At 71.3% G+C, this 23751-nt stretch carries 18 protein-coding genes, 1 pseudogene and 1 riboswitch; of the genes and pseudogenes, 8 read left to right on the top strand and 11 right to left on the bottom strand.

Annotated elements, in window-relative coordinates:
* Positions 1-29: 29 nt before the first annotated feature.
* Complete coding sequence (locus AV521_RS18700) at positions 30-917, bottom strand: MBL fold metallo-hydrolase (protein ID WP_076089617.1); 888 nt, start codon at positions 915-917, stop codon at positions 30-32.
* A 289-nt stretch (positions 918-1206) separates the two neighbouring features.
* Here AV521_RS18700 and AV521_RS18695 point away from each other — a divergent pair, with 289 nt between their 5' ends.
* Together AV521_RS18695 and AV521_RS18690 are read left to right on the top strand one after the other, a co-directional pair.
* Entirely contained in the window at positions 1207-2835 is a 1629-nt protein-coding gene (locus AV521_RS18695; RefSeq protein ID WP_076089616.1) for an OmpA family protein, read from the top strand.
* 127 nt (positions 2836-2962) lie between these two features.
* A complete protein-coding gene (locus AV521_RS18690) occupies positions 2963-3577 on the top strand; it encodes a dihydrofolate reductase family protein (RefSeq protein ID WP_076089615.1) in 615 nt (204 codons plus the stop codon).
* Between the two features lie 15 nt (positions 3578-3592).
* On the opposite strand, the gene AV521_RS18685 is transcribed toward AV521_RS18690, so the two are convergent.
* Complete coding sequence (locus tag AV521_RS18685; protein ID WP_076089614.1) at positions 3593-4783, bottom strand: acyl-CoA dehydrogenase family protein; 1191 nt, start codon at positions 4781-4783, stop codon at positions 3593-3595.
* Positions 4784-5042: 259 nt separating this feature from the next.
* A riboswitch (cobalamin riboswitch) is annotated at positions 5043-5266 on the top strand.
* Positions 5267-5420: 154 nt separating this feature from the next.
* Between AV521_RS18685 and metE the strand changes: the two genes are divergently transcribed.
* A complete protein-coding gene (gene metE, locus AV521_RS18680; RefSeq protein WP_076089613.1) occupies positions 5421-7730 on the top strand; it encodes a 5-methyltetrahydropteroyltriglutamate--homocysteine S-methyltransferase in 2310 nt (769 codons plus the stop codon).
* 493 nt (positions 7731-8223) lie between these two features.
* Here the strand turns inward: metE and AV521_RS46610 are convergent, their stop codons facing one another.
* From AV521_RS46610 to AV521_RS18650, 3 genes are all read right to left on the bottom strand, one after another.
* Positions 8224-9564, bottom strand: coding sequence for a DUF4157 domain-containing protein (locus tag AV521_RS46610; protein WP_079249297.1), 1341 nt, complete (start codon positions 9562-9564; stop codon positions 8224-8226).
* Between the two features lie 310 nt (positions 9565-9874).
* Entirely contained in the window at positions 9875-10639 is a 765-nt protein-coding gene (locus tag AV521_RS18660; protein WP_076089611.1) for an alpha/beta hydrolase, read from the bottom strand.
* 395 nt (positions 10640-11034) lie between these two features.
* Positions 11035-12006 carry an Lrp/AsnC family transcriptional regulator gene (locus tag AV521_RS18650; protein ID WP_076089792.1) on the bottom strand — a complete coding sequence of 324 codons (972 nt, stop codon included), beginning with the start codon at positions 12004-12006 and terminating at the stop codon, positions 11035-11037.
* 126 nt (positions 12007-12132) lie between these two features.
* Between AV521_RS18650 and AV521_RS18645 the strand changes: the two genes are divergently transcribed.
* Positions 12133-13755: an amidohydrolase gene (locus tag AV521_RS18645; RefSeq protein WP_076089791.1), complete on the top strand. Its 1623-nt coding sequence runs from the start codon at positions 12133-12135 to the stop codon at positions 13753-13755.
* A gap of 144 nt (positions 13756-13899) precedes the next feature.
* Complete coding sequence (locus AV521_RS18640; RefSeq protein ID WP_079249296.1) at positions 13900-15081, top strand: mannosyltransferase family protein; 1182 nt, start codon at positions 13900-13902, stop codon at positions 15079-15081.
* Positions 15082-15128: 47 nt separating this feature from the next.
* On the opposite strand, the gene AV521_RS18635 is transcribed toward AV521_RS18640, so the two are convergent.
* Positions 15129-16079 (bottom strand): LysR family transcriptional regulator, encoded by a 951-nt coding sequence (locus AV521_RS18635; protein ID WP_076089609.1) that lies wholly within the window; start codon positions 16077-16079, stop codon positions 15129-15131.
* A 65-nt stretch (positions 16080-16144) separates the two neighbouring features.
* Between AV521_RS18635 and AV521_RS18630 the strand changes: the two genes are divergently transcribed.
* The 3 genes and pseudogenes from AV521_RS18630 (at position 16145) to AV521_RS52265 (ending at position 17915) form a co-directional block, all read left to right on the top strand.
* Entirely contained in the window at positions 16145-16840 is a 696-nt protein-coding gene (locus tag AV521_RS18630; RefSeq protein WP_079249295.1) for a LysE family translocator, read from the top strand.
* 99 nt (positions 16841-16939) lie between these two features.
* Positions 16940-17278 (top strand): annotated as a pseudogene (locus AV521_RS50900) (hypothetical protein); the annotation flags it as partial.
* Positions 17279-17543: 265 nt separating this feature from the next.
* Positions 17544-17915: a hypothetical protein gene (locus AV521_RS52265; RefSeq protein WP_305965174.1), complete on the top strand. Its 372-nt coding sequence runs from the start codon at positions 17544-17546 to the stop codon at positions 17913-17915.
* Between the two features lie 10 nt (positions 17916-17925).
* Here the strand turns inward: AV521_RS52265 and AV521_RS18620 are convergent, their stop codons facing one another.
* The 5 genes from AV521_RS18620 to AV521_RS18600 form a co-directional block, all read right to left on the bottom strand.
* Positions 17926-18384 (bottom strand): PPOX class F420-dependent oxidoreductase, encoded by a 459-nt coding sequence (locus tag AV521_RS18620; protein WP_076089607.1) that lies wholly within the window; start codon positions 18382-18384, stop codon positions 17926-17928.
* An 8-nt stretch (positions 18385-18392) separates the two neighbouring features.
* Complete coding sequence (locus AV521_RS18615; protein ID WP_076089606.1) at positions 18393-19697, bottom strand: phosphodiester glycosidase family protein; 1305 nt, start codon at positions 19695-19697, stop codon at positions 18393-18395.
* Positions 19698-19871: 174 nt separating this feature from the next.
* Positions 19872-22064 carry an MMPL family transporter gene (locus tag AV521_RS18610; protein ID WP_076089605.1) on the bottom strand — a complete coding sequence of 731 codons (2193 nt, stop codon included), beginning with the start codon at positions 22062-22064 and terminating at the stop codon, positions 19872-19874.
* Positions 22065-22239: 175 nt separating this feature from the next.
* Complete coding sequence (locus tag AV521_RS18605) at positions 22240-22893, bottom strand: maleylpyruvate isomerase N-terminal domain-containing protein (RefSeq protein ID WP_076089789.1); 654 nt, start codon at positions 22891-22893, stop codon at positions 22240-22242.
* Positions 22894-22984: 91 nt separating this feature from the next.
* On the bottom strand, positions 22985-23350 hold the full coding sequence (locus tag AV521_RS18600; RefSeq protein ID WP_076089604.1) for a 5-carboxymethyl-2-hydroxymuconate Delta-isomerase: 366 nt from the start codon (positions 23348-23350) through the stop codon (positions 22985-22987).
* Positions 23351-23751 lie beyond the last annotated feature (401 nt).

Raw genomic sequence — 23751 nt, 5'->3', positions numbered from 1 at the left:
CAGGCGTTTCGACGGCTTGGACCGGGCCGCTACCAGCGCACCGCGGTCAAGTCGATGGGCTGGGGCCGCAGTTCACGGGTGTGGGCCGTCAGCGTGCGCAGCCGCCGGGCCATCTCGTCGGCGGGCAGGCGTCGGCGGTCGCCGTGGCCCGGCAGCAGCCACTCGAAGCGCAGCCGGCCGGCGGTGCGCGCCAAGGAGGCGGCCAGCTCGGTGATGGAGTACCAGGTGACGCTCTCGGCCACCTCGAGGTCCCCGGTCGTGCGTGACCAGTAGAAGCTGTCGCCGCTGAAGCAGTACCGCTCGTCGGCGACGTAGAGCACGCTGCCCTGGGTGTGGCCGGGCAGTGGGTGGGCGATCACGCCGTCCGCGATCTCCGCCGGGTCGGTGCCGCGCAGGACGTGGTCGGCGTCCGGGGCGGCGTCGAGGTCTCCCTCGTGGATCCACAGCCGGGCGCCGAAGCGGTCGGCGTAGCGCCGGCCGTGCGCGGCATGGTCGCGGTGGGTCAGCAAGACGTCGGTGACGGCGCCCAGTTCCTCGTAGCGGGCGGCCAGCGCGGTGCTCCAGCGCGGGGTGTCCACCATCATCGTCGTGCCGTCGGGGCGACGTAACAGGTAGGAGTTGGCGCCGGCGGTGTGCGTGGAGTTGTGTCCGCACAGGTGGACGGTGTCGTCCAGGGCCATCGGGAAAGGGTCCTGTGCCGGGTCCAGCCGTCCGCCCGGGCGACGGATCGACCGGGTGTGGCAGGCATACGCGGCAGCGTGGACCAGCCGCGCCTCGGCGTGGTCGCGTGGCTGGCGCAGGACGGCCGACCGGCCGTCGACCTCACCGATCAGGCCTGGCGCGAGCTGCCGTGCGACATCGCAGTTCGTGCATCGCTCATCCACGTACCAGCCGTCCTCGAACCGTTCCTCACTCATGGCTCGTCCTCTCCGCGTCGCGTCCGCCGTCCGGCTTCTCACCCTCCAGGGTTTCCACGCCCCTCGGATAAGGGAAGGGGGCCCGGATCTTGTGCTTGCGGCGGCGCGCTGCTCCGAGCAGACAGTATTGACAATGACATCCGTTTCATATCAGAGCCTTGGCCGGTGGGTGCCGCGGACTGATTGCCTCGGCAGTGGGCCGGTTGTCCCCGGAGGGCACCCCCGGATGCACCACGGACTGCCCGGGTGCCCCTTCAACCCGCCGGGTTCAGACGCCAGTCTGGGAGGGGTGTATGCACGCGACAACAGGCGGACGGACAGTGCCGCCCAAACGCAGCGCACCGCCGCCTACCCGGCCGCCCGCAGGCCGTTGCGGCCCGCCGGACCCGCCGGCGTCGTCATGGACCTCCAGCGCACCGCCGGCAACCGCGCGGCGACCTCCTACGTCCACCGGATCCAGCGATACGTGGACGACTCCGCCCCGGCCACTCCTCAGTACGATGCGGCGTCCGGCGACCAGCTGCCGGCCTTCGCCCTGAACGAGCCCTCGGTCACCGTGACCCTCGACGAGGGCACCTTCCAGGGCACGGTCGGACGAAACGGCCCGGCGGCGGCCCCGGTCACCCTGACCTGGTCCAACGACCGGACGATTGCCATGAACTCCGAGTTCGGGGCCAAGGAGTTCTACGCCGTTCCGGCTGTCGTGGCCGCCGCGAACCGGTCGCTGGCGGATGCGGGCAGCTATATCCGGCTGGCCTCGGGCGGCTACTCGCTGACCAGCACCGACGGGGAGCGGCTCGTGGTGGTCCGGCCGCGCCGGGCTACCGATCTGGACGACGTCGTCCTGACGAGGTTCATGCACCTCGTCCAGCACGAGTGCGTGGAGGTCGCCCAGAAGCTGACCGGCGGCCCCCTGGGCCATGCGGTCTTCCGCGGACCCGATGGCCAGGGCGTCTCCTCGGACATCGGTCCCAAGGGCGTCACCGGGCTCCCGCGGCTCGCCGGCGCCCTGAGCTCGGCCCGGCCGCCGGGGAATCCGCGCGAGGCGGCACGGGCGACGCAGAGCGCCGATCCGCAGCGGGCTCCCGGAGAGGCCTACGGCACGAGCCTGTTCCACCAGGAACTCCGGGACAGCGAGTACGCCGTAGGCCTCAACGAGCATGCCCGTGCCCGGGTCGGCGAGGCGCTGACCACGCAGACCATCGGCTCCGAGCCGCGCGCGGGCGTCCCGGGCAACTTCGACTTCTCCCGCAACCGGGTGCCCGCCGAGCGGATCTGGGTCTACCACTACGCGGCGGTGGTGGCCGAGAGCAGCGACGGCGGCGACCAGATCACACTGGAGAACTTCAACCGCAACACGCTGATGGAGCAGCTGCTGCGCGAGGCCGCGCGGCAGGCCGCCGAGGCGTACGCGGCTGCCAACCCCGGGCAGGTCATGCCCCCGCAGCAGGCCATGCGCACGGCCCGCGAGGTACTGGAGCGGGAGACCAGGTCCGCGATGGGCGACATGTGGTACTTCAAGATGTACGAGCCCGGCGACGCGCGCAGTTTCCACGCCAAGAACCGCATCACCGCGCTCAATCCGATGACGGTGGCCACCACCACCGTCCCCCACCTGCTGTTCGAGAACCACTCGGACGTCCTGCTGCCCAACAGCGCCGCCCTGCTCGACCGGGTCGCCCCGGCGTGGCAGCAGTCGGCGGCACCGGTCGTGGTCGAAGGGCACGCCCGCGGCGGTCCGCTCCCGGTGCGGAACCTGGCGCGCAAGCGGGCCGACGCCGTGGTGGCCCACCTTGTCGGCCTCGGCATCGCCCGTGACCGCATCACCGTCAGGACCCGCGCGCAGAGCGACCGCGCGATGGCGGCGGTCTACCCGGCGGACCGCCCCGAGGAGTACGTACCGGGCAGCCGCGCCTGAGCGCGCGCCGTTGCCCGGCTCGTCTCCCGGTTCCCGAGGATGTCGTGCGGGATCTGTCGAATGCGCGGGCTCCCGATCGACATGAGGGTGAAGGCAGGACATCCCAGGGACCTCAGGAGCATCCATCGTGACCGTGACCGCGGATATGGCCATCTCCCTCGACGGGTACGTCGCCGGCACCGACGTCTCCGTCGGCAATCCCGCAGGAGACGGTGCCGGGCCGCTCTTCGAGTGGATCCACGACCTGGCGAGCTGGCGGGAGCGCCAGGGCATGACCGGCGGGGCGGAGAACCGGGACTCGGAGCTGATGCGCGAGTGGTTCGACGCCACGGGTGCGGTGGTCATGGGCCGGATGATGTTTGACACGGGCGAGGAGTTCTGGGGCGACAATCCGCCGTTCCGGACCCCGGTCTTCGTGCTCACCCACCAGCCCCGGCCGACTCTGGTCAAGGAGGGCTGCACCACGTTCGTCTTCGTCACCGACGGCATCCGCAGCGCCCTCGATCGGGCGAGGGCCGCCGCCGGGGACCGGAACGTAGACATCGCGGGCGGGGCGAGCACCGTGCGGCAGTACCTCAGGGAGGGCCTCATCGACGAGTTGCAGTTGCACGTGGTGCCCGCGCTCCTCGGAGCGGGGCTGCGGCTCTTCGAGGGCGCGGGCGCCGGGAAGCAGAGCCTCGAACAGGTCAGGGTGGTCGAAACGCCCCTCGCCACCCATCTGAAGTACCGCTTCGTGCGGTGACCCCGGAAGACGAGGTCACCGCCTCGGTTCCGCGCTCTCGACGCCCAGTGCCCAGGCGCCGTAGGCCGCCCCGGCGGTCTCGAAGGAGAAGATCACGTGGGACGCGGCGGTGTTCACGTCCCGCCAGAACCGCTGGACCGGGTCGGAGTCGAAGTGGCCCGTCGTCCCGGTACCGCGGAAGAGGCGTTCGACGGCCGACACGGACAGTTCGACCGCCAGCGCGAAGTCCCGCGGTCCGCGGACCGCCGCCTCACCGTCCCGGGTCCCCTCGACGCCGTCGGCGACCCGTGCGGCGCGCTGGACGAGGAGTTCGGCGGCGTCCACCTCGGCGGCCGAGCGGGCCAGTTCGATCTGCACCGGCGGCTTCTCGCGCAGCGGCGCGCCGCGGCGGTCGGTCCGGCGGAGGTTCTGCTCGGCCGCGGCGCGGAGCGTGCCCCGCGCGGCGCCCACCACGGGGACGGCGAGCGGCAGCCCGTTCACGGCGTTCACGGGGACCGTGTGGCACCGGGCTTCGGAGGCCGTGGCCCGCCCCGCGTTGATGTCGAACCGGGACAGGGTCAGATACTCGGGTACGAAGACGTCGTCGAGGACCATGGTGTCGCTGCCGGTCCCGCGCATGCCCAGGGTGAACCAGGTGTCCTTGACGGTGATGTCCGCCTGCGGCACCGCGAAGAACCGCACCTCGCCGCGCCCGTCGGGGCCCACCTTGCCGGGTACGGCGGAGCAGGCGAAGACCCAGTCGGCGAAGCGCACCCCGCTGATGTACTTCCATTCACCGCTGAGCCGCCAGCCGCCGGAGGCGCGCTCCGCCTTGCCGGCCGGCATGAGCGCGCCCGCCATCAGGGCGTCCGGCCCGTCGGCCCAGAGCACCGCCTGACCCTCCGGGGGCAGGTACGCCCCGTACCGGGCCGCGTGGGCGGACAGCGAGGCGGCCCAGGCCGCCGAGGCGCAGCCCTCGCCGACCAGGATCACCGCCGAGGTCATGTCCGTGAAGCGGCCTTCCGTACCGCCGAAGGCCGCGGGGACGAAGTGCCGGGCGAACCCGGCCTCCCGCACCGCCTCGACCACCTCGGGCGCAAGCCGCCGGGCGGCCTCCGTCTCCTCGCTGCACCGCGCCGCGATCTGCGCGACGCGCGGAGCAGCGGCGACGACGTCCGCCACGCTCGACCTCTCGGTCAGGATCGTCGCTGTGCTGTCGCTGAGCATATGTTCGCCACCTCCACTGGGATGGCCGCAGTCTCTCCGCCCGAGCCCGCGACGGGCCGCACCCAAGCCGGGACCGGCCCGTCAATCACCCGACCGGCTTCAATCAGCCCGCCGGCGGGTAGCGCGGGCCGTTCCCGCACCGTGCCGACGCCACCCGGGGACCGTCCTCCCCAGGAATTCGCGGGGCAGCCGTGGCCGCGTGTCACACCTCACCTTCCGAATGCCGGACGTACGCCACCGCGTCTCCGGGCGGCCCCGTAGGGTGACTTCTGCAGCTGGTTCGCCCCGTCAGCCAGGCGGGACGCGTCGCAAGAGGGAACCCGGTGGGAATCCGGGACTGCCCCGCAGCGGTGAGCGGGAACGACCGCCGTCATACGCACTGGGTCCGATGTACCGGGCCTGGGAAGCGACGGCCAGTAGGTGTCCTCCTGGGAGAGGACGTGCCCGCGAGTCCGAAGACCTGCCAACTGCCCGTGTGCGGGACGACCCGTGCACGGACATCCCGGTGACCTCGAGGGCGGGTCGGCGCAGACAACCGAGCGGGCGGCCGTGGGCCGTTGCCGTCCGGTCCTTCGCCCCTTCGCGCTCTCGTCCCGTCTCCGGGATCTCAGGGATTCATCTCGCGAAGGAGATCTCCGTGACCAGCAAGTCCGCAGCCGCGGCAGCACGGGCCACCGTGTACGGCTATCCCCGCCAGGGCAGGAACCGCGAACTGAAGAAGGCCATCGAGGGCTACTGGAAGGGCCTCGTCACCGCCGACGCCCTCCGGGCCACCGCGGCCGAACTGCGCCACGGCACCTGGCGGCAGTTGGCGGACGCCGGCGTCGACGAGGTGCCGACCGGCGACTTCTCGTACTACGACCATGTACTCGACACCACCGTCATGCTCGGCGCGATCCCCGTGCGCCACCGGGACGCGGTCGCCGCGGATCCGCTCGCCGGGTACTTCGCCATGGCGCGCGGTACCCAGGACGTCGCGCCGCTGGAGATGACCAAGTGGTTCGACACGAACTACCACTATCTGGTGCCCGAGTTGGGCCCTGACACGGTGTTCACGGCCGACTCGGCCAAGCAGGTGGCGGAGCTCGGGGAGGCCCTCGCGCTGGGCCTGACCGCGCGGCCCGTCCTCGTCGGGCCCGTCACCTATCTGCTGCTGGCCAAGCCCGCGCCCGGCGTGGCCGGCGACTTCGACCCGCTCACGCTGCTGGACCGGCTGCTGCCGGTGTACGGCGAGATCATCGCCGACCTGCGCGCGGCCGGCGCCGAGTGGGTCCAGCTGGACGAGCCCGCGCTGGTGCAGGACCGCACTCCGGCCGTACTGAACGCCGCGGCCCGCGCCTACCGCGATCTCGGAGCCCTGACCGACCGGCCCCAACTGCTGGTGGCCTCCTATTTCGACCGGCTCGGCGAGGCGCTGCCCGTGCTGGCCAAGGCTCCGGTCGAGGGCCTGGCCCTGGACTTCACCGGGGCGGCCGCCGCCAATCTGGACGCCCTCGCCGCGGTCGGCGGGCTGCCCGGCAAGCGCCTCGTCGCCGGCGTCGTCAACGGCCGCAACATCTGGGTCAACAACCTGAAGCAGTCGCTCGCCACGCTCGGTACCCTGCTCGGACTCGCGGACCGTGTCGACGTGTCGGCGTCCTGCTCCCTCCTGCATGTGCCGCTCGACGCCGCCGTGGAACGGGACATCGAGCCGCAGATCCTGCGCTGGCTCGCCTTCGCCCGGCAGAAGACCGCCGAGGTCGTCACCCTCGCCAAGGGCCTCACCCAGGGCATCGACGCGATCGCCGCGGAACTGGCCGCGAACCGGGCCGACCTGGCTTCCCGCGCCCACTCCCCCATCACCCGCGACGCGGCCGTACGGGCCCGTACGGCCGCCGTCACCGAGGCCGACGCGCGGCGCTCCCTGCCGTACGCCGAGCGGGCCTCGGCCCAGCGTGCCCGCCTCGGGCTGCCGCTGCTGCCCACGACCACGATCGGTTCGTTCCCGCAGACCGCCGAACTGCGCACCGCCCGCGCCGACCTGCGGGCCGGCCGCATCGGTGTGGCCGGCTACGAGGAGCGCATCGAGGCGGAGATCCGCGAGGTGATCTCCTTCCAGGAGAAGACCGGACTGGACGTCCTGGTCCACGGTGAGCCCGAACGCAACGACATGGTCCAGTACTTCGCGGAACAGCTCACCGGCTACCTCGCCACCCGGCACGGCTGGGTCCAGTCCTACGGCACCCGCTACGTCCGCCCGCCGATCCTCGCCGGTGACATCGCGCGGCCGGCACCGATGACCGTGCGCTGGACGCGGTACGCCCAGTCGCTCACGGACCGCCCCGTCAAGGGCATGCTCACCGGCCCCGTCACGATGCTCGCCTGGTCCTTCGTCCGCGACGACCAGCCCCTCGCCGAGACGGCCCGGCAGGTCGCCCTCGCCCTGCGGGACGAGGTGAACGACCTGGAGGAGGCGGGAACTTCGGTCATCCAGGTCGACGAGCCCGCGCTGCGCGAGACCCTGCCGCTGCGCGCCGCCGACCGCCCCGCCTATCTCAACTGGGCCACCGAGGCGTTCCGGCTCAGCACCGGTGGCGTACGCCCGGACACCCAGATCCACACCCACATGTGCTACGCCGAGTTCGGTGACATCGTCCAGGCCATCGACGATCTCGACGCCGATGTGATCAGCCTGGAGGCCGCCCGCTCCCATATGCAGGTCGCCCGGGAACTGGCCGCGCACGGCTACCCGCGCGAGGCCGGGCCCGGTGTCTATGACATCCATTCCCCGCGCGTCCCCGGCACACAGGAGGCGGCCGAACTCCTGCGCACCGGCCTGCGGGCGATCCCCGCCGAACGGCTGTGGGTCAACCCCGACTGCGGCCTGAAGACCCGCGGCTGGCCGGAGACCTGCGCCTCGCTGGAGAACCTGGTCGCGGCCGCCCGCGCGGTACGAGCGGAGCTGTAGCGGATCCGCATCGCCCATCCGGTCCGGGCCGGGAGCGAGCCCGTCTCACTCCCGGCCCGGACCGCTCCACGGGCAGCGGGGCTGCGTGTCCCTCCCGGGGGCCGGTCCGGTCGCGCCGGGCGGCTGCTCGACCGTCTGCCCAGGCTGCACCGGGCCCCTGCCCGGCCGACGGGTCGGTCGCCGACGACGAGGTGCTGGACGGCTCGAACGGGCCTGTGCGTCATCCACACGCCAGGTCATTCCCCCGGGCACATCGTGCTCTTCCACGAGCCGACCCGCACCGCCCTGGTGGGTGATGCGGCCTTCCACCGCGGTGAGTCGGCCCTGGGGCCGGCCGTCCTGGCCGCGGATCAGGCGCTGCGGACCGGGAGTCCCACCCGGCTCCCCCACGACCTGCGGGCGGTCGGTTTCGCACACGGCACCGGGCTGGTGGGAGCCGATGCCGACGCCTTCCTCGGATTCCTCCGCGCGATGTCGGGCCGTTCGCCTGGGCCTACTTCTTCTTCCACTCCGTGACCGTCAGCCCGCCGGGCACCTTCAGCTCGAAGGGACCGCCGATCGCGGTGTCCAGGGCGGCGGCCGGGTCGTTGCCACTGCCGAAGGCGCTGACCGCCAGCAGTTCCTTGAGCTGCGCGCCGGTGCCGCGGAACGCCTTGGCCGTCTTCATCGCCGCGCGGGCCTCGTCGGCGTCCATGGTCTTGTTCATCTTCTCCAGCAGATCCGCGGAGACCCAGCAGTCCTGGATCTCGTCGAGGTCCCACTCCGCGTACCAGTGCGTGTTGTTGAGCCAGTTGCGCTGGGGTACCTTGCCGTCCACGGCCACCAGGTAGAACGTGAACTTGATGTTGCCGAGCGAGCGCCAGTCGGCGACGTTCGTGTGCTCGCTCGCCCGGCCGGCGGCCGCGTTCTCGTACGTCGACGCGATCTCCGTGAAGCTCGGCGGGCTCTGCGGATCCCTGCCGGTGTAGTGCCGGATCGTCCACCGCTTGCTCAGCAGATCCGCGGCCTGCCGCTTACGAACCGTCGGAATCCGCTGCTGTGAGGCCTGCTTGATGCTGTCGAGGATGTCGAACTCGCTCTGCCCCTCACCGGGCCGGAACTGCTGCGAGGTCATGTACTGCATCAACTGCCAGGCGTCGTCGTCCGAATGCCCCGACTTCTTCAGCGCGGCGACGATCTCCTCCGGCGTCTTGGCGTTGCGCAGGTCCTCGTCCTCGGTCCGCTGGATGCGCGCGGCTCCGTCGCCCGGGACCTGGCGGGAGCCGGTGTCGTGACCGGCCGTGTTCTCGTCGGCCGCCCGCCGCACCGGCGCGCCGCCGTTCATCACCTTGCGCGCGTTGGTGACCGCACGGCGTTCGCCCACGTCCGAGGGGTCCGAGACACGCAGGCCCGAGCCGTCGTCCGTCCCCGGGACCGGACCGGCCTGCTGGTCCAGGTAGTGGGTCAGCTCGTGCGCCCAGTCCTCCTTCGTCATCCGGCCGCCGTCGACCACGTGCGCCCCCGAGGTGTACGCCTTGGCCTGGATCCCCACCGCCGACCGGCGGGCGTCCGCATCCGCGTGGACACGCACACCGCTGAAGTCGGCACCCCCGAACCGGGCCTCCATCTCCTCGCGCAGCCCGGAGTCCATGGGCCGGCCGGGAGAGCGCAGCACCTCGTGGACCAGGGAGCGGCGCTGCACCTGCTGGTCCCGCTCCCGTGCGACGGCCCGGGCCACCGCCTCGTTGCCCACCGCCCGCTGCAGCGCCTCCAGGCCGGCGGGCGCCGGGCCGGCGGGTCGACGAGGCGCGGGCCGCGTGTCGCTCTGCTCGTTCTCCCTGTCGTGCGCGCGCACGGGCGCTCCCCTCGAAGCCGATCCCACTTCAAACACCACAGCCTGCCGGGCCACGGCCGACCGAGGAATGACCTCCAGGGCAGCCTTGCGGGCAACGGGATTGCCGCCACCGGTCACGGCTTCTGGTGCAACACCCGGGCCGAGAACCCGGCCTGGAAGTCCGTCACCGTCTGCCTCGGCGACGACGTCCCCTTCTGGACCGAGTTCCTCCGCGCCGCCACATCGACCCACTGAGCCTCGTACGGGCATCGGCCCGACTCCCGCCGACGGGCGAGAGCCGGGCCGATGTCTCATCAGAGAAGGCGCCGCGTCAGGCAGGTGACATGACGTCCCGGCTGAGGTGCCGGACGAAGAAGCGGACCGCGCTGTCGGCCTCGAACCTGGGCAGTTCCTTGTGTCTGCCCGCGTTGGCGTGCAACGTCTTCTCCTTCGAGGCGAAGGCGTCGAACAACGCCAGACCGGACTCGCGCGGGATGTGCTCGTCGTCCCACTGCATGTCGAACTCGACCGGGATGGTGATCTGCTTCGCCTTGCCGGCCAGGCGATCGGGCCAGTGCTGACCGAAGACCGCTGCGGTGATCCTGGGTTCGATCGCCACAAGCGGCACGCCGATCGCGGTGCCCATGTTCAGGCCGAAGTAGCCGACCGGCCCGTCGCCGCCGATCTCCGGCAGTACCTGGAGGGCGTCCAGGGTCGCCCGCCACTCCGGGACGGCACGCTCCGCCAGGTGGGCGTTGTAACGGACGACGACCGGGCCTTCCGGCTCGCCCGCCGCCCTCGCCCGGTACAGCGCGGCGATCTCTTGCTCGTCGTGTGCGGTGCGTGGGCGGTCGCCGTGGCCGGGCGCGTCGATCACGGCGACGTGGAAGCCGCCGCCGGTGACGAGGCGGTGTGCCCGGCCCGTCATCGCCGGCCACCTCTTGTGTGTGCCGCCGCCGTGGCCCATGAGCACCAGGGGTGCGCGTTCGGGGCCGGTCGCGGGCGACCAGAGTACGCCGGGGATCTCGCCCACGGTGAAGTCGCGTTCCACGACACCGTTCGATGTCGTCTTCGCAGTGAAATGCACTGTATTCATGGGGTGTTGCCTTTCGGGAGGCCTTGTTGTCGAGGCGCTCCCGGCGACACCTATGCCGATCGCCCGACCGTGGAGAAGAGGGGGAGCACCCACTCAGCTACAGCGTTCATGGGTCTCACCTCCTCGACTGGTGTCACGGTCGACCGAAAGCTATCAACCCGAGCGTCGTGCGGCCCAACTCTTTTTTCCCACTGAGTGGCGAGGGAAGGCGCCACCAGGTGGAACGGCACCTTCACGTTCAGGTCGTGGCCGGCGTCCACGTCGCTGGGCTCCGGCTGTGCCGTCGGGCCGAACGGGAAGTTGCCCGCGCTGTTGACCAGGACGCAGGTACCTTCCCCACCGTCAGCGAGATCTGGCTCTTCCTGCTGGCCGCCTACCAGCGGGACCGGGACACATCACGGACCGCCTCCGGGTGAGCGGCGGGTGAGGCCGGTGCGTTTGGCCGTCGCCAGGAGCGGGGTCGTGTCGATCCCGGTGATCCCGCCGAGCGGGCCGATCACGGTGACGAGGAAGGCGTAGAGGGCGTCCAGGTCCGCCGCGGCTACGGCGGCCAGGAGGTTGGCGGGTCCGGTCGTCGCGGCGGTGAACCGGACCTGCGGGTGGCCGGCGACGGTCTCGGCGGTCTCCTGCAGTGCGCCGGGCTGCGCGGTGATCCACAGCAGGGCCTCGGCGTGCGCGCCGAGCAGAGCGAGGTCCACCTCGGTGGCGAGGCGCACGACCTGGCCACGCACGAGCACGTCGAGGCGCCGGCGGGCGGTGAGCGCGGTGGTGCCCGCGCGGCGGGCGAGTTCGGTGTACGTGCTGCGGCCGTCCTCCGCGAGGGTCGCGATCAGCGCCCTGTCGAGGTCGAGCGGCTCGGGCCGCGCGGTCGGCGCGGCGGGGACGAGCCTGTCGGCCTCCTCCGGTGAGAGCAGGCCGGCGGTCCAGCGGAACGCGGTGGGGAAGACCCGCAGCAGGGTGTGGGCCGTCCAGGAGTGCACGGCGTCGGTCGCGGGCAGGTCGCGCAGCAGAAGGGCGTTGCGGGCCTCGGGGCCGTCGAGGAAGAAGACGGCGCAGACCTCGTCTCCTCCGCCGAGGATGTCGACCCACACGGTGTCGGCGCGGCGCGCGAGAGCGCGGGCCACCTGCCGGATCCGGTGCGGGCGGCAGCGGATGCGCAGGGCGATGGGCACCAGGCCGGGGAAGTACGCGGGGTTGCGGACGACGGTGGCCCGCAGGGTGCCGTCGGCATACAGCGGAGCGGCGCGGCGTACGACGGTGCGCTCCGAGAGTCCGAGGACGCGGCCGACCTCACGCCAGGAGGCGCGGGGCGAGGCGAGGAGAACGGCCACGATCCGGCGGTCGGTCTCATCGAGAGCCTGTCGCATGATCTGCATCCTAGAGCCCGCCGATGTCGGATTTCCTGTCTGCGCAGCTGCCGAATGGGAGGCGATCTGCTGTGAGCCCGTACAACGGTCTGGTCGGAGGACATCGAGCTGATGTGGGAGACGACCATGAACGATCACGGTGCCGATCTGCTGGTCCGAGCCGCCGCGGTGCACACGCTGGTGCCCGGTCAGGAGCCGCAGCGGGCGCTGGCGGTGCGGGGCGATCGCATCGCCGCGGTGTCATCCGATCCGCAGGGGCTCGACGGCTGGGTGACCGCGCGTACCCGGGTCCTGGATCTGCCCGGGGCCACGGTGCTGCCCGCGTTCGACGACACGCACACCCATCTGGTCTTCGCGGGCCACAGCGCACATTTCGTACCGGTCCACCAGGCGCGCACCCTCGCCGAGTTCCTGGACCTGATCCGGCAGCGGGCCGCAACGACGCCCGAGGGCGAGTGGATCCGTACGACCACCAACTGGCAGGAACTCCATCTGGCGGAGCGCCGTATGCCCACCGCCGCCGAACTCGACCGGGCCACCGACCGTCACCCGGTCCTGGTCAAACGCGGCGGCCACAACGACGTGGTCAACAGTTACGCCCTGCGGCTGGCGGGCATCACGGAGGACACGCCCGTACCGGTGGGCGGTGTGATCGGGCGGGATGCCGACGGCCGGCTCAACGGCCGGCTCATCGACAACGCGCTGGGCCTGGTGGAGCGGCACGTCCCGGCGCAGAACCGGGCGCAGCGCATCGACGGGCTCCGGCTGGCCAGCGGCCGGTACGCGGCCACGGGCATCGGCACCGTGCGCGACTGCGCCGTCTCCCTCGACGACTACGCCGCCCTGCTGGCCGCGCGGGAGGCCGGCGCGCTCCACACCCGGGTGCGGGCGCTGGTCTCCGCGCTCGGCCTGTCCAGCACCGCCCAGGTGGAGGACCTGCTCGACGCCATGGAGGACTGGCGCTACGGCGCCGACCCGGGGCTGCGCGTGTGGGGGGTGAAGTTCGGCCTCGACGGCGGCCTGGAGGCGGGAGCCACCGAGGAGCCGTACGCCTGCGACCACACCTTCTCGGGCACCCTGATCTGGGAGCCCGACGCCCTGGCCGAGGCCGTGGAAGCCGTGGTGCGGCGGGGTTGGCGGGTCGGCACCCACGCCTACGGCGACCGTGCCGTGCGTATTCTCCTGGACGTCTACGAGCGCGTGCTGCGCAACCATCCCGGCCTGCCCGCGGGCACCCTCGTCATGGAGCACGGCGGTCTGGCCGGCCCCGAACAGCGGGCCCGCGCCGTCGCGTTGGGCGTCCCCGTCACCATCCAGCAGCCGCTGCTGCACGACACCGCCGACGTCGAGCGCGAGTTCTGGGGACCGGAGCGCGTCGCCGCGCTGTTCCCGGCCCGGGGGTGGCTGGACCAGGGCGCGCTGGTCGCCGCCGGCTCCGACTACCCCGTCGGTCGGTTCGGCGCGATGCGCTCCGTCTGGGGCATGACCACCCGGCAGACCGTCATCGGCGTCCAGGGCCCCGAGCACTCCGTCACTTACGGCGAGGCCCTCGCCCTCCACACCACGCAGGCCGCGCGCCTGCTCGGCGAGGAACACCTGCGCGGCACCCTCACCCCCGGCCGCCTCGCCGACCTCACCATCTGGGACCAGGACCCCGCGCGGTGCCCGGGCGAAGCCCTGCGCGACCTCAACCCCACCCACACCCTGCTTGGCGGCCGCCTCGTCCACGGCCCCGAGCCCACCGCCTGACCGGGAACAAGCCCCGGCAAGCCGCGAGTCGGTCGGACAGCGTGCTGATCGCTCGCGAAGGAATCCTTCGGTACGAGAGGTACGGCAGACGGGTGACGACGCATTGCGCTCGTGTTCTGCGCCGCTCATCGTCGGAGAGTGAGCATGTCCTCCGCGCTGCGGCGGTCCGACGGCCCTCGTGAGACCGGCCGCGGCCGGGTGGAGGGTCCCCCTGGCGTTCTCCGGGCTCTCGCCGTCTTCGCGGCGGTCCGTCTTGCCGGGGTCGTCCTGATGGTGATGGTCGACGCGGTCGCCGGCCGCGCGTTGGGCAGGAGCCTCGCCCACAGGTGGGACTCGGTCTGGTACCTGCACATCGCCGAGCACGGCTACGGGACCGGGCTGCGCATCACCGCGACGGGCGCGGTCCAGACCGACTGGGCGTTCTTTCCGCTGTATCCGTGGCTCATCCGAGCCCTACGCGGCCTACTTCCCGTGACCGCGGGGCGGGCCGGGCTGCTGATCGCCTGGAGTTCCGCGGCTCTCGCCGTGTGCGGCATCTACGCGATCGGTCATCACCTCCACGGGCGGAGGGCCGCCACCGCTCTCGTCGCCCTGTGGGCCGTACTGCCGCAATCGGTCGTCCTCGGCCTGGCCTACACCGAGCCGCTGTTCACGGCGTGTGCCGCCTGGTCCCTGTACGCCGTGCTGCGCCGCCGCTGGCTGGTCGCGGGCACGCTGGCACTGCTGGCCGGCCTCGCCCGGCCGAACGGCATCGCGGCCGCTTTGGCCGTCGCCGTCGCGGCCGCGCACGAGGTCGTACGGCAGCGGGGGCGCGCCTCCCCCGGCGTCCTGGCCGGCGCGTTCCTCGGTCCGCTGGGCTGGGCGGCTTATGTGCTGTGGGTGGGCCGGCGGACCGGCGACCTGGTCCACGGCTATCTGCATGTGCAGAGTGCCTGGAACTCACAGCTGGACCTCTCCGTCGGGCCCCTGCGGTTTCTGGAGTCGATGCCGTTGCGGGGCAGTTGGGTGACCTATCCGGTGGCCTTGGCCGTCGTCGTGGCGGGCATCGTGTCGTTCTGCCGGCTGTGTCTGGACCGCGCCCCGCTGCCGCTGATGGTCTTCGCGGGCGTCCTGCTGCTGTTGGTGGTCGCGGTGTCCGGCCCCTTCTCGTCCAAGCCGCGCTTCCTGCTGCCTGCGTTCCCGCTACTCATCCCACCGGCTCGCGCTCTCGCCCGGGCGTGGCCCACAGGTCCCTCGCCCCGGGCCCGGCTGCTGTGCGGCGGCCTCACCATCGCGACCCTGCTGTACGGCACCTACCTGGCGACCCTCGCCAGCCAGCCCCTGTGAGTCCAGCCGCAGAAGTGTCCGACGTGGGCCGAGGCAGCCCCGGCCCGTCAGCCGACCCCGGGTTGTTCGTCCCATGTGGCCGAGCGCTCGCGGGCGACATCGCGCAGCAGGCCGAGGAAGACCTCGACCAGCGGGGTGAGTGTCGTGTCGGACTGGGTCACCGCGCGGATCTCGCGGTGCAGCGGCGGCCGGGCCAGCTCGCGGTGCGTGGTGCCCGGGATACCGGTCAGTGCCAGGCGCGAGACCAGGGCCACGCCGCTGCCTGCGCCGACCAGGGCCTGGGCGACGTCGAAGGACTCCGTCTCGAACCGCACCCTGGGCTTGAAACCCTCCTCGCCGGCGGCCCGGTCGAGTTGTTCGCGCGCGGCGTGGCCCGCCACGATCGCGACCCAGGCATCGCCGCGCAGTTGCTCCAGCCGTAGCGCGCTGCCCGGCGGTGTCGCGGCGGCGAGCGGATGGTCGTCGGGCAGGACCACGACCATGGGGTCGTGCAGCAAGCGGTGTCCGACGATGTGCGGGGGCAGGACGGGCAACGGTCCCGGGCCCCAGGAAGCGACGATCGCCAGGTCCAGCCGGCCGGCGGTGATCTCGCCCAGGCCCCGCTCCGACACCAGGTCGACCACGGACACATCGGCGTCGGGATGACGGTGACGCAGCGCCGTCAGCGCCGGCGGCACCAGGTGCAGGGCGGCGGCCTGGAAGGCGCCGATCCGCAGCCGTAGAGACAGATGCCCGAGGAGTATCTGCATGTCCGCGGCTGCCTGCTCCGCCGCCTCGTTCACGGTCCTCCCGTGCGCGGCGAGCAGCGCACCGGCCTCGGTGAGCATCGCTCCACGTGGCCCGCGCAGCACGAGGGGCACCTGCCACTCGCGCTCGGCTCTGGCGACCTGCTGGGTCACCGCGGCGGGCGTGAGCCGCAGGGCGTGGGCGGCCGCTGTGAGCGAGCCGTACTCCTCGATCAGGGCGAGCAGCCGGAGCTGTCCGGGGTCCACGAGCATGCAGTCATCTTAACGCTCTACGGAAGTATCTTAACTTCTCTTAAATCACCTGGTCAGAGAAGCTGATGAGGCCCCGTCCGACCGTCCCGGAAGGCCGATCCGTGCTCACCCATCTGCCCGCGTTCCTGATCACCACGTGGCTGCTGGCCATGCTCCCGGGGGCCGGTCAGGCCGTGATGATCCGCCAGGTGCTGGCAGGCGGCCTGCGCGCGGCCCGGGGCACGATCGTCGGCAACGCGTCCGGCTTGCTGCTGTGGTCCATGGCCGCGGCGGCCGGGCTGTCCGCCGTCCTGCTGGCCAGTCCCCGTGCGTACGCGGTGCTGAGGATCGTGGGCGGGATCGTGCTGGTCGCGCTCGGTGTGCGGACGCTGCTGACCGCGCGCCGCCCTGCGCCGGGTCCCAGGGACGCCGACGAGGCCGGGGAGGCCGGTTCGGCGGCTGTCCCGGCCGGCGGGGACCGGGCCGGCTTCCGGAGCGGCTGGGCGACGGGGTTCGGTACGAGTCTCGGCAACCCCAAGGCCGGGGTGTTCGCCGTGTCGGTGCTGCCGCAGTTCGTCACGGGAACCGGTCCGGTGTTCCTGTCCAGCGCTGTGCTGGGCGGGATCTGGGCCCTGGTCAACGCCTGCTGGTATCTGCTGTTCACCTGGCTCGTCCACCGCGGACGCGCTCTCGTGACCAGGCCGGCGGTCAGCCGGGGGCTGGGGGTGGCCACGGGCGTCGTCCTGCTCGTGCTGGGCGTGGCGGTGGCGGTGGGCACCTGACGCGGTCCGTCCGCCATGGCGAGATCTGTGGGATACACGTCGAGATCGCCATGGCTTGTGCCGGCCACGGAGACGGTCCTGAGATCGGGCCGATGAAACACCAGCAATCTGATACACCACCACTCGCGCCGGGTCTTCCACTTCGTCAGAGTCCAGGCACAGCAGCGCGGCCTCCACTTCGATCCGGAACTCCTCTGCATCGGCGGGTACGACGTCCTGGGCATCGGCTGCGGCACGGTCAGCGACGAGGACCGAGCCGCCATCGTGTCCCTGCACCCGCGTCCCGACTTCAAGTGGCAGATCCTCGCCGCGTTCACCGAGGGCATCCGGCCCCAGCCCGAGACCACCTTCGGCAACGTGAAGACGCACGTGCTCGAACGGTTCGTGCCCGGCTTCGAGCGCGGGAGCTTCGTGGACACGATCCTGGAATCACCGTGGTGGACGTCACCGACCCGGCCGAGGTCCTCACCACGGCCAACTCGTTCGGTGCCCGCCGGCTCGGCGTGGACGGAACGCCGTCCGTCCTCCCCCGGCGGCTCGGCACGCTGATCGTCCCGGGCCGCCGCGACTGGCGGCGCGCGGTCGCGGTCACGGAACTGGTCGTGCTCACCGAGGAGTTGTCCGCAGGCTGCTGGACGGCCGTCGGGCCGCCACGCACTGGGAACTCGCCGCGGATCTGGCCTCGGCCTTCCCGGACGTGGGCGTGCAGGCCGATCCCCTGTTCGTGCGGGACGGTCCCGTGGTGACGTCGGCGGGTGTGACCGCCGGCATCGACCTCGCCCCGTCCCTGGCCGAGGAGGACCATGGCCCCGACACCGCGCGCGAAGTGGCCCGGCAACTCGTCGTCTTCATGGCCCGCCCAGGAGGGCAGTCGCGGTTCAGCGCGCGGTTCGCGGCCAAGCGGGCCGACGACTCGGCCGTACGACGGGTGATGGACGCCGAGGAGGTCGCCCAACTGGCCGGGTTCGGCTCGTCCGAGACCCGCCGCCGGGTCTTCCAGCACCGCCTCGGCATCGCCCGGACGACCTACCGCGCCTGCTTCCGCTCCACCGCCACGGCGCCCTCGCCGTCGTAAAGAACAGGTCCTAGCCGTCGATGTCCAGGGCCGTGCCGTACAGCCGTTCCGCGTGCAGCCGGATCACGAGCCGGCGCTCGGCGACCTGCTGGGCGAGGAAGGCGTCCTCGTCCTCCGGTCGCGCGGCCGGGGGGATCATGGCGAGCAGTTCCCGACCGACGGCGTCACCGGGCACGATCGTGGCCTCGGAGACCTCGGCGGACCCCTCGGCGACGGCGAACGACCATACGTCACCGCCCTGTACATGCAACGCCGCCCGCGGATCCCGCCGCAGATGTTTCGCCTTCACCCGGTCGGCGGTCGTGGACAGCCGTACGACACGGGTCTCGGGGTCCCAGGTGTAGAGCATGGTGGTCATATGCGGGTGACCGCTCTGCTTCACCGTGGCGAGGGTCCCGAACTGCTGCTTGGCGAGCAGGTCCGAGAGGGCCGCGTCGGACAGGGGTCGGGGTGCGGAAGCTTGAGTCATGTGGTTGATCAACTCCCTTCGGCGGAACGGTATTCCAGGGCGCGGTACGGGCCGGGTACGAAGACCAGGGCGTCGCCCACGGCCCGTTCGGCGGTCCCGCTGGGGTGGTTGACCAGTGCGCCCTCGACGGACATGGTCGTGGAACCGCCGCCGTCCAGGTTGACCGCGTCGGTCAGGCCCAGCGCGTGGGCGACGGCCGCCGTTTCGTCCATCGTGGTGCCGACACTGGTCGTCATCCGGCCGTCGATGGTCGCCAGCACGACCTTGCCGCCACGGGTCGTACCGGCGATGGTGCGCGGGTTGCGCGCGAAGAAGCTGCCCGAGCCGGACGGCACCACGACGCGGCCGTGCGCGGTGAGGGGACAGCGGCCGTTGACGCCGAACAGCCCAGGGTGAACGGGCAGTCGCCGGCCCTGCTCGTCGGTGAGCACGGAGTCGGTCCGCAGGCAGCCCCGTTCCGCGGTGTGCAGCAGGGCGGCCGCGTCGGCGCCCGTGGCCTGTACCGAGGTCTGGCCGGAGGTCAGGTGGGTGCCGCGCGACGAGTGTGTGCGTACGACGCAGCCGTGCCGGTCGAGGACCACCTCTACGCCCGCGCCCGCGGGCGTGGTCTCGGCGAACTCGGGTGTGAAGCGCACCACGGCACCGGGCACGGTGCACCGGGTCTGGTCGGTCAGGCCGGCGCAGGCGGGCGGCACGACGGGCGGATGGTTCACGTACTTCAGCGGCAGTGTGGCTCCTGTCCGCCGGTTGTGCAGGCTGCCCTTCCAGCTCAGCCGGCCCATTACGACGCGGTTGTCGTGGGCGTCCACGACGAGGTCGGCCTCCGTGTCGTCGCCGGTGGGCTCGCTGAGCAGCCGTCCGTCGTACAGGCCGAGCCCCACCGGGTCGCCGGGGTACTCCGCGCTGGCGGTGTAGGTGAAGAAGGAGGCGTTGACGCCTGCCAGAGCCCCGGAGGACCGCACCAGCTCGGTCGTCTTCTCCGTGCGGGCCAGGTCGGGGCCGTACGTCGCCTGCAGGTGCCCATGGGCCCGGTGCGGGTCGATCGTCAGGACGTCGATCTTCCAGGGGCCGTGGGTCGTGGTGTCGATCTGGCCGGCCGGGGCGGGCTCGGTTCCCCGGACGATCCGGGTGAGGGTCACGCCGTCGGCCAGGGTCTGCGTCGTACGGGTCTCGGCGAGGCCGGGATCGCCGAGCGGGAGGGTCGCCCCGGCGGCGGTGGCCCGGCCGGCGGGCGGAGTGAGGAGGACGAGCAGGGCGGTCACCGTGACGGCCGCCGCGCGTGTCGGTCCGGGTCTGTACGAGGTGAATGCCATGCACGGGAGCGTGCTCGCCGTGTCGGACGTCCATCCGTGCGGGGGTTGATGCCCGGATCCCGATTGGGTTAACTGCCGGTGCCATTCGTCCAGTTGACAGGCACACCCTGATGCGTGGGCGGGGAGTCCTGCCGGACCGTGGCGGCTCGGCAGGACTCCCCCGTCACGCTGCCGCTAGTTGCGGCGTCCTGCGGGATCGTGGGCGAAGGAGTCCCGGTCGGTGCCGTGGGCCGGCTCGGAACCGTTCGGTCCGGTGCCCGCTCCCGGTGTCGTCACCTCGCTCCGGTCACCGTGCCCCGGCCACCACGCGGCGTGGCCGATGAGGGCGGTGAGGCTCGGCGTGAAGAACATCGCCATGACGAAGGCGGCGACGGCGATACCGAAGGACACCGCGAAGCCCATCTCCGTGAGCAGCGAGTTGCCCGCGAGCATCATCGTGGCGAAGGTCGCCGCCAGGATGAAGCCCGCCGCGGCGACGGTCGGCCCGGCGTGCCGCAGTGCCATGCCCGCCGCCTCGCGCGGCTCGCGGCCCTCGCGGGCCTCCTCGCGGAGCCGGGCGATCATGAGGATGTTGTAGTCGGTGCCGATGGCGACCACGAACAGATACATGATCACCGGGAGCATGAACATCAGACCCGAGTGTCCCTGCCCCTTCTGGAAGATCCACACCGTGGCCCCGAGAGTCGCGCCGAAGCCGAGGCCCACCGAGGCGATCAGGTACCAGGGGGCGACCACGCTACGCAGCAGCAGGCCCAGGATCACCATGATGAGGACGGCCGCCACCGGGAAGACCGTCTTGTAGTCGTGGTTCACCGCGGTGTTGATGTCCTTGTAGATCGAGGACATGCCGCCTACGAGCGCCTCGGTGCCGGCCGGGGCGTCGGAGTGGGCGGCGTCGCGCACCTTGCCCACGGTGTCGATCGCCTTGTCCGTCGACGCCTCGTACTTGAGCGTGACGGTGAAGTCGGCGGTGGTGCCTTCCTTGTTCAGCTGGGTCATACGGGCGCTGGCGACCCCGTCCACGGCGCCGAGCTTCTGTGCGTACGCGCCGAAGCCGGTCTTGTCCAGCGGCTTGCCGTCGGTGCTGGACAGATAGACGTCCGTGGGTGCGGCGGCGCCCGCCGAGTACGCCTTCTGCATCTGGTCCTGGACGACCATGGACTCCTTGGTCTTCGGCATGGAGCCCGATGCCAGGTCGAAGGTGGCGTGGAAGCTGAAGATGCCGAGCGACAGCGCGACCAGGATGAGGCCGGACACCGCTGCGGCCAGCGCCGGACGCCGCTGCACACCGCGGCCGAGGGCGGCGAACCGGGCGTTCTCCGGCTCCTTCTGCCAGGACTTGGAAGGCCAGAAGACCTTCGGTCCGATGAGCGAGACCACGGCCGGGATCAGGGTCAGACCGGCGACGAGGGTCGCGCCGACCGCGATGGCGAGCGCCGGACCCATCTGCTTGAGGAAGCCGAGAGTGGACAGCACCAGCGCGAGGAAGGCGATGATGACGGCACCGGCCGCCGAGGCGATGGCCTCCCCGACCCGCGCGACCGCGTTGACCATGGCTTGCTTGGGTTCGTCACCCGCGCGCAGGCGTTCGCGGTAGCGGAACATCAGGAAGAGGAAGTAGTCCGTACCCACGCCGAAGAGCACGACGATCAGGATCGACGAGATCGAGCTGTTGGCCTGGAGGTCGAACAGCTTGGTTGCGTAGGCGATCAGACCGTTGGCGATGGCCGACACCAGGCCGATCAGCACCAGGGGCAGTACGGCCAGGATCGGTGCCCGGAAGATGATCAGCAACGTCACCAGGATGATGGCGAAGGTGCCGAAACCGATCAGTGCCTGTCCCCGCTTGGACGAGTCCTGCTGGTCGAGGGCCTGGGCGGCGGAGCCGCCGAGCTTGACGTCGAGATGCGTGCCCTTGGCCAGTTGTTTGATGTCGTCGCGCAACGTCTTGGCCGCGTCGGCCTGTTTGGGCTGACCGGCGTTCTTGCTGTCCATCTGGACCAGGGTCAGGTCATACCTGCCGTCCTTGGACGGCAGGCCGGGGACTACCTTCTGCACCTGGTCGATGTGCTTGTTGCCCAGTTCGGTGGTGATCCGGGCGATGTCCTGCTGGTCGGCGGCGGTCAGCCGGCCGCCGTCCGTGCGCTGGTAGAGCGCGATCGCGGACGGGGTGAAGGCGCTGGGGAACGCCTTCTGTTGAAGATCCGCCGCTTTGATCGACTCGTAACTCTTGGGTAGAAAGCTGCTCTCGTCACTGTTCGAGGGCAGACTCGGTGCGGTGGCGACGATCGCCACGGCGGCGATCAGCCATGCCACGATCGTCCACACGGGATGTCGGACGACAGTACTGCCAATACGTCGGAACATGCGGAAGGTCCTCCTGGACAGGAAGATCACCGCAGCCCGGGGAGCGGTCCCTGGCATCGGCGACCCCGAACGGCCCATGTTCGACGGGTCGTTCGAATGGTTGTCTTGCGGCCACATGATAGTGACCGGATACGAAGTTCATCTCATCAGGTGATCTCGGTCCGAGCTGCGCCGTTCAGCCGAGAACGAACGGGAGTTCGGCGGCGAGATCGCCCAGCACGGCCTTCTCGGCGTCGGTGGGGGCACGACGCCCGGTGCCGATCAGCAGCGCGTCCTTGTCGGAGAGTGCGGCGGGGAACGCCGCACCGGCGATCTTCTCCAGCGACGCGCGGGCCGCCGCGAGGGTCTCGGCGGGCGGCTCGGCGGCCGCCGGCAGATGGGCGATCAGGTCGAGGTGATGCAGGGTCCACTCGACCACGTACGCGGACAGGTAGTCACCGACGGTCAGCACCTCGTCGCGGGTGCCGACACGAGCGGCCGGATCGGCGAGTTCGGCGGCGCGGCCCGCTGCGGAACCGACGTCGTCCAGGTGGAACTTCAGCCACCGCGGCTCACCGTAGGCGGCAGCCAGCCGAGGGATCAGCGCGTCGAGCGGATCCTCGCCGGTCGGGGGCTCGACCAGCTTCCAGTAGGTGACCGCGTCCACGGTCGGTTCGGTGTCGGCGGGAGTGACAAGCGTGATCAGGACGTCCTGCGCGTCGATGACCAGGTGGCACACCAGGTCCCGGACCAGCCAGCCGCTGCAGCCGGACGGCATGGCGAAGTCCGCGTCCGGAATGTCGGCGACCGTCGTGCGCAGTGCCGTCCAAGAACGTGAGAAGAATTCCACCGCGGCAACGTAGTGCGGGCGCAACGCGGCGGACAACCGAATTCGGGCGGGTCGCAACCGCCGTATCCGTATCCGAATTCGGCCCGGCGACTCAGCGCACGGACGGCGAAAGCCGGTAGGAGCCGGCGAGGTCGCGTACCTCCACCGAGATGACCACGTGCTCCTCCGCACCGTCGCCCGCCGGCACATGCCGGGCGAGCAGGTCGAGCACGCTCTCGGACAGCCGCGCCTTCTGCGCCTCGGAGCGGCCGGGCATGAGGCCGACCTCCACGTGGACGAATACGGTCTCCCTGCTCGGCGGTTCCCCGACATAGGTCTCCACCGGGCGGACCAGCGTCTTGCACACGCCCGACGAACCGGACTCCTCGACCACGAGCGGGTGCAGCTCCTTCACAAGAGCACAGACATCGAAGGCTCCGGCCAGGCAGGCGGAGTGGTCGATGGCGAGGTGCGGCATGGCAGGCCTTTCACGCGTTCCCCGTGGTTTCTCCAGGCAACCATTTTCCCTCATGTCGCATCAGGGTTTCACCGCACCCCCGCCGGGCGCCGGCGGCCTGCACCGCGACTCGGGGCGCGCGAGCACCAACTCCCTTATTTCATGGCTTACTTCACCACTTGACGCAAGTGGTCTGGACCTCTAGTTTCACGGTTCAGCCACATCCCGCACGCCGCGTTCACCGTTGACCAGTCGTTCCAGAGGCGAACGCTGCCCGTTGCCCACCCCCATCCGAAAGGGCCACCGTCTCCATGGCCAGGTCCCTCCCCGCTGCCGTCCTGGCAGCCGCACTGGGCCTCTCCGCGATCCTCCTCACCCCTGCCCCCGCCCAGGCCGCCACCGGTTCCGTCACCGGGCTCGCC

This window comes from Streptomyces sp. IMTB 2501, assembly GCF_001953885.1.
Lineage (GTDB): Bacteria > Actinomycetota > Actinomycetes > Streptomycetales > Streptomycetaceae > Streptomyces.
This window is presented reverse-complemented; position numbering and strand designations above follow the sequence as displayed.